The organism is Anabaena sp. AL93, assembly GCF_001672085.1.
Lineage (GTDB): Bacteria > Cyanobacteriota > Cyanobacteriia > Cyanobacteriales > Nostocaceae > Dolichospermum > Dolichospermum heterosporum.
Genome location: NZ_LJOU01000178.1, coordinates 1 through 5,300, shown reverse-complemented (window position 1 = coordinate 5,300; position 5,300 = coordinate 1). Strand labels below are relative to the sequence as shown.

The 5,300-nt window shown below is 41.8% G+C and carries 6 protein-coding genes; 1 reads left to right on the top strand and 5 read right to left on the bottom strand.

Annotation, left to right across the window (positions count from 1 at the left end):
• Positions 1-148: 148 nt before the first annotated feature.
• From pyrE to AN486_RS26035, 5 genes are all read right to left on the bottom strand, one after another.
• The gene (pyrE, locus tag AN486_RS26055; protein WP_290603010.1) at positions 149-766 is read right to left on the bottom strand and encodes an orotate phosphoribosyltransferase; all 618 of its coding nucleotides are present in this window, start codon (positions 764-766) and stop codon (positions 149-151) included.
• A 179-nt stretch (positions 767-945) separates the two neighbouring features.
• Positions 946-1,194 carry a hypothetical protein gene (locus AN486_RS26050; RefSeq protein WP_233455399.1) on the bottom strand — a complete coding sequence of 83 codons (249 nt, stop codon included), beginning with the start codon at positions 1,192-1,194 and terminating at the stop codon, positions 946-948.
• Complete coding sequence (locus AN486_RS26045) at positions 1,191-1,538, bottom strand: hypothetical protein (protein ID WP_233455398.1); 348 nt, start codon at positions 1,536-1,538, stop codon at positions 1,191-1,193. Before AN486_RS26045 ends, AN486_RS26050 begins: the two co-directional genes overlap by 4 nt.
• 239 nt (positions 1,539-1,777) lie before the next feature.
• Positions 1,778-2,539 (bottom strand): SDR family oxidoreductase, encoded by a 762-nt coding sequence (locus AN486_RS26040; protein WP_168635367.1) that lies wholly within the window; start codon positions 2,537-2,539, stop codon positions 1,778-1,780.
• Between the two features lie 87 nt (positions 2,540-2,626).
• On the bottom strand, positions 2,627-3,439 hold the full coding sequence (locus AN486_RS26035) for a nuclear transport factor 2 family protein (protein WP_168635366.1): 813 nt from the start codon (positions 3,437-3,439) through the stop codon (positions 2,627-2,629).
• 85 nt (positions 3,440-3,524) lie between these two features.
• Between AN486_RS26035 and murG the strand changes: the two genes are divergently transcribed.
• Positions 3,525-4,598 (top strand): undecaprenyldiphospho-muramoylpentapeptide beta-N-acetylglucosaminyltransferase, encoded by a 1,074-nt coding sequence (murG, locus tag AN486_RS26030; RefSeq protein WP_290603008.1) that lies wholly within the window; start codon positions 3,525-3,527, stop codon positions 4,596-4,598.
• The last annotated feature ends 702 nt before the right edge of the window (positions 4,599-5,300 follow it).

Below are 5,300 nucleotides of genomic sequence, written 5' to 3'. Positions count from 1 at the left end.
GGGGAGTAGGGGAGAAATTTCTTTCTTCTTTCTTCTTTCTTCTTTCTCCTGAACTCCTGAATGGGCGCAGGCCCTGCGCCCCTACCTCCTGATAGCGCAGCGTGGCGTTAGCCATACTCCTGAACTCCTGGAGGGGGAAACCCCGCCCCTACTTAATTTCTCGATAGTGTTTTTGAAGATCCTCAATCGTGAACAAAGCCTCAAACTGCAACCCAGCCGACTCATATAGCTCCCCACCGCCCTGCAATCTATCTATAAGGGAGATTACCCTATCTACCGTATAACCAGCCGCCTGTAGCCTCTCCACAGCCTTGAGCGCAGATTGTCCAGTTGTTACCACATCTTCCAAAACCACGACTTTTGCCCCCTGGGGTAAACTGAGACCTTCAATATAAGCCATTGTTCCGTGTCCCTTAGCTTCTTTGCGAATAATTAAAGCTGGTATCGGTCTATTTTCGTACACAGAAACTACACTAACTGCTGATACAATAGGATCAGCCCCCAAAGTTAAACCTGCTACAGCTTGAGTATCTTTAGGTAACATTGGTAATAATAATCTAGCCATAGCCAAAGCACCTTGGGGGTCAAGTGTGACTTGTTTACCATTAATATAGTAAGAACTATGTTGTCCAGAGGAAAGAACAAAATCACCTTCTTGATACGCAAGTCGGCAAAATAAATCTAGTAACTTTTGACGGAGAGTGGTTAAATCAGTGGTAGTTGCCCAAATGTTTGGGTTACTAGAAACTTCGGCGGAATAAGACATTACAAACAATTAAAGTTGTGTTAAATCAAAATTGAAACTCAACAGAGTTATCTTTATTAAGCATAAATTAAGATTTACCCAAAAAGTAGCGAGAATCAATCAACTCCATTACCCTCGTTCCCAGACTCCGGCTGGGAATGCCCTCAAGAGGCTCTGCCTCAAGCATCCCACCTCACACCTCAAAAATCAACCAACTCAACAGCCAATAAACTTGGTAATTCCAGATAATTCCGATAACTAGAATAACGCCAATGAGACGGCTCATCAACATAACCACGTTGCACCGGATTATGATGAATGTAATCTAAGTAGGTGAACACAATAAAACCAAACTGTGTAAAGAAATGTAAAATCGCCCAAACCCTTTTCACTCTTGCCTCTTGCCTCTTGCCTTTTGCCTTGCCATAACGACAATTTTCAACGCTCACCTACTTAATTTTTGTCTAAACATTTCCTCATTAGAAATTGTTTGGGGGTGAAAACCTTCTTGACAAAGTTGATAATCTTGTTTTGTTTTATGTTTTAATTTATGAACTTCCAGTTGCTGAAGTACATAACTGACGTTATTTTTCTCAAGTAAATCAATAATCGAACGAGCGGTAAATGATTTAAAATTTGCGATTTCTTTAGATAAGTTGGCAGCAGCAGCAATAAGATGAAGATGGTTTTCCATAATCACATAACCATACAATGTCAACCGCTGCTGGCATTGGAGAAAATTGAGGGAATCTATAATAATTTGGGCAATTTCCATATTGCCAAATAATGGCATCTAATTTACCAATGTGCAGGTAAGAAAGTGGGGTTGTGTTCCTAATACATGATAGTTTTTTGATTTGTAGTGGTATTGAGATGAGGCAGAGCCTCTGGGGGGCATTCCCAGCCGGAGTCTGGGAACGAGAGATAAGGTGAGGCAGAGCCTCTGGGGGGCATTCCCAGCCGGAGTCTGGGAACGAGAGATAAGGTGAGGCAGAGCCTCTGGGGGGCATTCCCAGCCGGAGTCTGGAAGGGTTACACTTGACGATTTACTAGGGTGGCGCTGGCTTGGTCAACAGGCATCAGTAAGACCTCACTAATATTAACATGACTCGGCCTAGTGGTACAGAAAAAGATCACATCAGCTACATCATCAGGAGTTAGGGGTTTAACTCCCTCATACACCTTTTTAGCCCGTTCTATATCACCATGAAAACGCACTTCACTAAATTCTGTTTCTACCATTCCAGGGTCTACAGAAGTCACCCGCACGGGAGTTCCTAAAAGGTCTTGTTTTAAGCCTTCAGAAATGGCTTTAACGGCTGCTTTTGTCCCACAATAGACATTACCACCGGGATAGGTTTGATGTCCGGCGATAGAACCGATATTGATAACATGACCATGATTCCGTTCCACCATTCCTGGGACAACATAACGGGTAAGGTAAAGCAAACCTTTGATATTAGTATCAATCATTTCTTCCCAGTCTTGAAAGTCGCCTTCCTGTAATTTACTTAAACCGCGACTTAAACCAGCATTGTTAATGAGAATATCAATATTTTTCCAAGATGAAGGTAAGTTAGCAATAGCAGATTCTACCGCCAAGCGATCGCACACATCAAGTTGTAATAAATGGATTTTCTCAGATGGAATATCCAACGAATTAGCTAATTGCTGTAACCGTTCCCACCGTCGTGCAGCTAAAATCAGTTTTGCACCAGCATGAGCAAAAATCTTGGCACAAGCAGCACCAATACCGCTACTTGCACCAGTAATGAAAACAATTTGGTTTTGCATAGAAAAGTCCAGTAGGGGCGCAGGGCCTGCGCCCAAAAGTTAAATGCACCCAACAGTTAAAATAGTTATTACCCAGTCCCCAATCCCCTACTTCTTGACTACCTGCAACCGTTGAGTAATAATAGTCATATCTTCACCTCGGCGAATTACAGCGGAAATCCATTGAGGTCCGGGAGTAGAGGGTGCGCGTCCTATTTTGAAGAGTCCACCAGAATTGAGAAATTCTAAATTTGCAATTGTGGGGTTGAGGAGTTTACTGCTTTGAATGGGTTCTTCTATGGCTGTTCCCAAGAGAAAATCTTCACCTAATGGTTCTTGGACAATGGCATCAAAACTATATTTTTCCCCAACTTTTACCTGTTGTGGTAATTTAATTTCTACTTGGGGTGGTTTACTACCAGCGGTTAGTTGAGTCCGTTCTGATAGAATATCTTGCTGAACGATTTTTGCACCTGCGACTTTTTGCCGCGATTTAATTGTAGATTGCAGAGTTAAATTATTATTACCTGATGCTGGTAAACCGCTAATTGTGGTGACAGTATTCGCAATAATTGTATTGCCTTCCGATTTCCAAGATTCTAGCTTGGTTGTGTAACGTAATTTGGGATATCGTTTCCAAAGTCCTGTTAAGGCTTGTTCCATTGCTTTGCGGTTTAAGCCGTCACCATGAGTAAATGTAGGGCTATAAAATTCCATGACACCGTTCACATTACCTTGATTAGCGGCATTATCAATTTGTGTTAATAGGTTAGTAAGTGTAGCAGGGGCATTTGCCAGTTGACCGGCTTGTGCCAATTGCCAAGTGCCGGATAAACCAATTGCTAGTACACTGGAAATTAGGGAAATACTCGTGATCAATGTTTTGTTACGTTTCATTAATAAGGGGATAATTTTAGTCATAGGGAAGATTTTAGTGATTTGATGATACAAGATCAGGAATTTGTTTTATCTTAATGAAACTGGGAGATAAATGGTATAGTCGGGAATGGTAAATCCATCAATTAGATTACTCATAGCAGCTAGTGGGACAGGTGGACACTTGTTTCCGGCGATCGCATTGGCTGAAAAACTGCCAGAATACAATATTGAATGGCTGGGTGTGCCAAATCGGCTAGAAACTCAGTTAGTTCCCAAGATATATCCTTTAAATACGGTTGCTGTTGAAGGGTTTCAGCAAGGTTTGAGTCTTGGTTCTGTCCGCACCTTGTGGAAATTAATCAGTTCGATTCTTAAAGTTAGACGGATTTTGCAACAAGGAAAGTTCCAAGGAGTTTTCACCACAGGGGGTTATATTGCCGGTCCTGCGGTGATTGCAGCGCGTTCTTTGGGTTTACCTGTGGTTTTTCATGAATCTAATGCAATACCTGGCAAAGTTACCCGCTTTTTTGGGCCTTGGTGTAAGGCAGTGGCAATAGGATTTGATGTAACTACTCAATATTTACCTGGGACAAAAACTGTCTATGTGGGTACTCCTGTTCGTTCTCAGTTTTTAGATGAGTCTGTTAATAACACTTTAGATTTACCTATTCCTGATGGTGTGCCTCTAATTGTGGTGTTTGGTGGTAGTCAGGGGGCTGTAGCTGTCAATAAATTAGTCCGACAGTCTGCGGACGCTTTGTTTCAATCCGGTGCTTATATTGTGCATTTAACGGGTGATAATGATCCTGATATTAATAGTCTTCAACATCCTCAATATATTGCTTTGGCTTTTTATGATCATATGGCGGCTTTGTTGCGAAGAGCTAATTTAGCTATTAGTCGTTCTGGTGCAGGTAGCTTGACAGAATTGGCAGTTTGTGGTACTCCAGCAATTTTGATTCCCTATCCCTTTGCGGCAGAAGATCATCAATCTTATAATGCGGCAGTATTTACTCAAGCTGGTGCGGCTTTGTCCTTTAAACAGTCGGATTTAACTCCAGAAATATTTACAACTCAGGTATTGAATTTGTTGCAGTCTCCGACGGAATTAGGGAAAATGGGAGAGAAGGCCAAAGCGATCGCTGTTCCTGATAGTGCAGATAAATTGGCAACTTTGGTCAAAGAAGCGATCGGCAATTAATTCCCATTAACTTAAAATAGTCATGGCTAAATTGTGAGCATTTGGTGATATGGCGCGGTAGGATAGATAATATCTCTCAGATTTGCAACAATCGTTTACAAGTATTACAAAAACACAGCATATTTTAAACGAATGAGGTACAGGATTTAAATTCAAAGCCAGACAGAAAGCCAGTTTTACTCCTGACTCCTGACTGGGTGCAGGCCCTGCGCCCCTACTCCTGAATTCTGCTGTACAGTAACACTCTAAAAGATTTACCAGCCGCCACTACGGTGGACTAATGACTATATTTACATTGAACTAGGAAAATTGCGAACTTTTGTAGCGATATACTAAACACGGTTAGGACATGGACTTTTACGAAATTACGAAAAACCTAAATTTGTAGGGGTAAAGCAAAAGCTCATTGGTGTCAACTTAACGTAAAACCCATAGCCCGCCTGGGAATGAATTCCCAGTCTAAGGGACTTCCAAATAAAAAAATACTCAACCACCTAACGCAAAAATCTCTCAAACCCTTATTCCTCTGTGTCCTCTGCGCCTCTGTGGTTCGTTAATCAGGATAATTTATTTCTTGGAAGTCCCTAATAGCATTAACGTAAAACCCATAGCCCGCCTGGGAATGAATTCCCAGTCTAAGTAGGTGAGCGTTGAAAATTGTCGTTATGGCAAGGCAAAAGGCAAGAGGCAAGAGGCAAGAGT

What these genes read in the sequence shown, in the direction of transcription:
- pyrE (WP_290603010.1), bottom strand. Translation starts at nt 766, where the DNA reads ATGTCTTATTCCGCCGAAGTTTCTAGTAACCCAAACATTTGGGCAACT.
- AN486_RS26045 (WP_233455398.1), bottom strand. Translation starts at nt 1,538, where the DNA reads ATGCCATTATTTGGCAATATGGAAATTGCCCAAATTATTATAGATTCC.
- AN486_RS26040 (WP_168635367.1), bottom strand. Translation starts at nt 2,539, where the DNA reads ATGCAAAACCAAATTGTTTTCATTACTGGTGCAAGTAGCGGTATTGGT.
- AN486_RS26035 (WP_168635366.1), bottom strand. Translation starts at nt 3,439, where the DNA reads ATGACTAAAATTATCCCCTTATTAATGAAACGTAACAAAACATTGATC.
- murG (WP_290603008.1), top strand. Translation starts at nt 3,525, where the DNA reads ATGGTAAATCCATCAATTAGATTACTCATAGCAGCTAGTGGGACAGGT.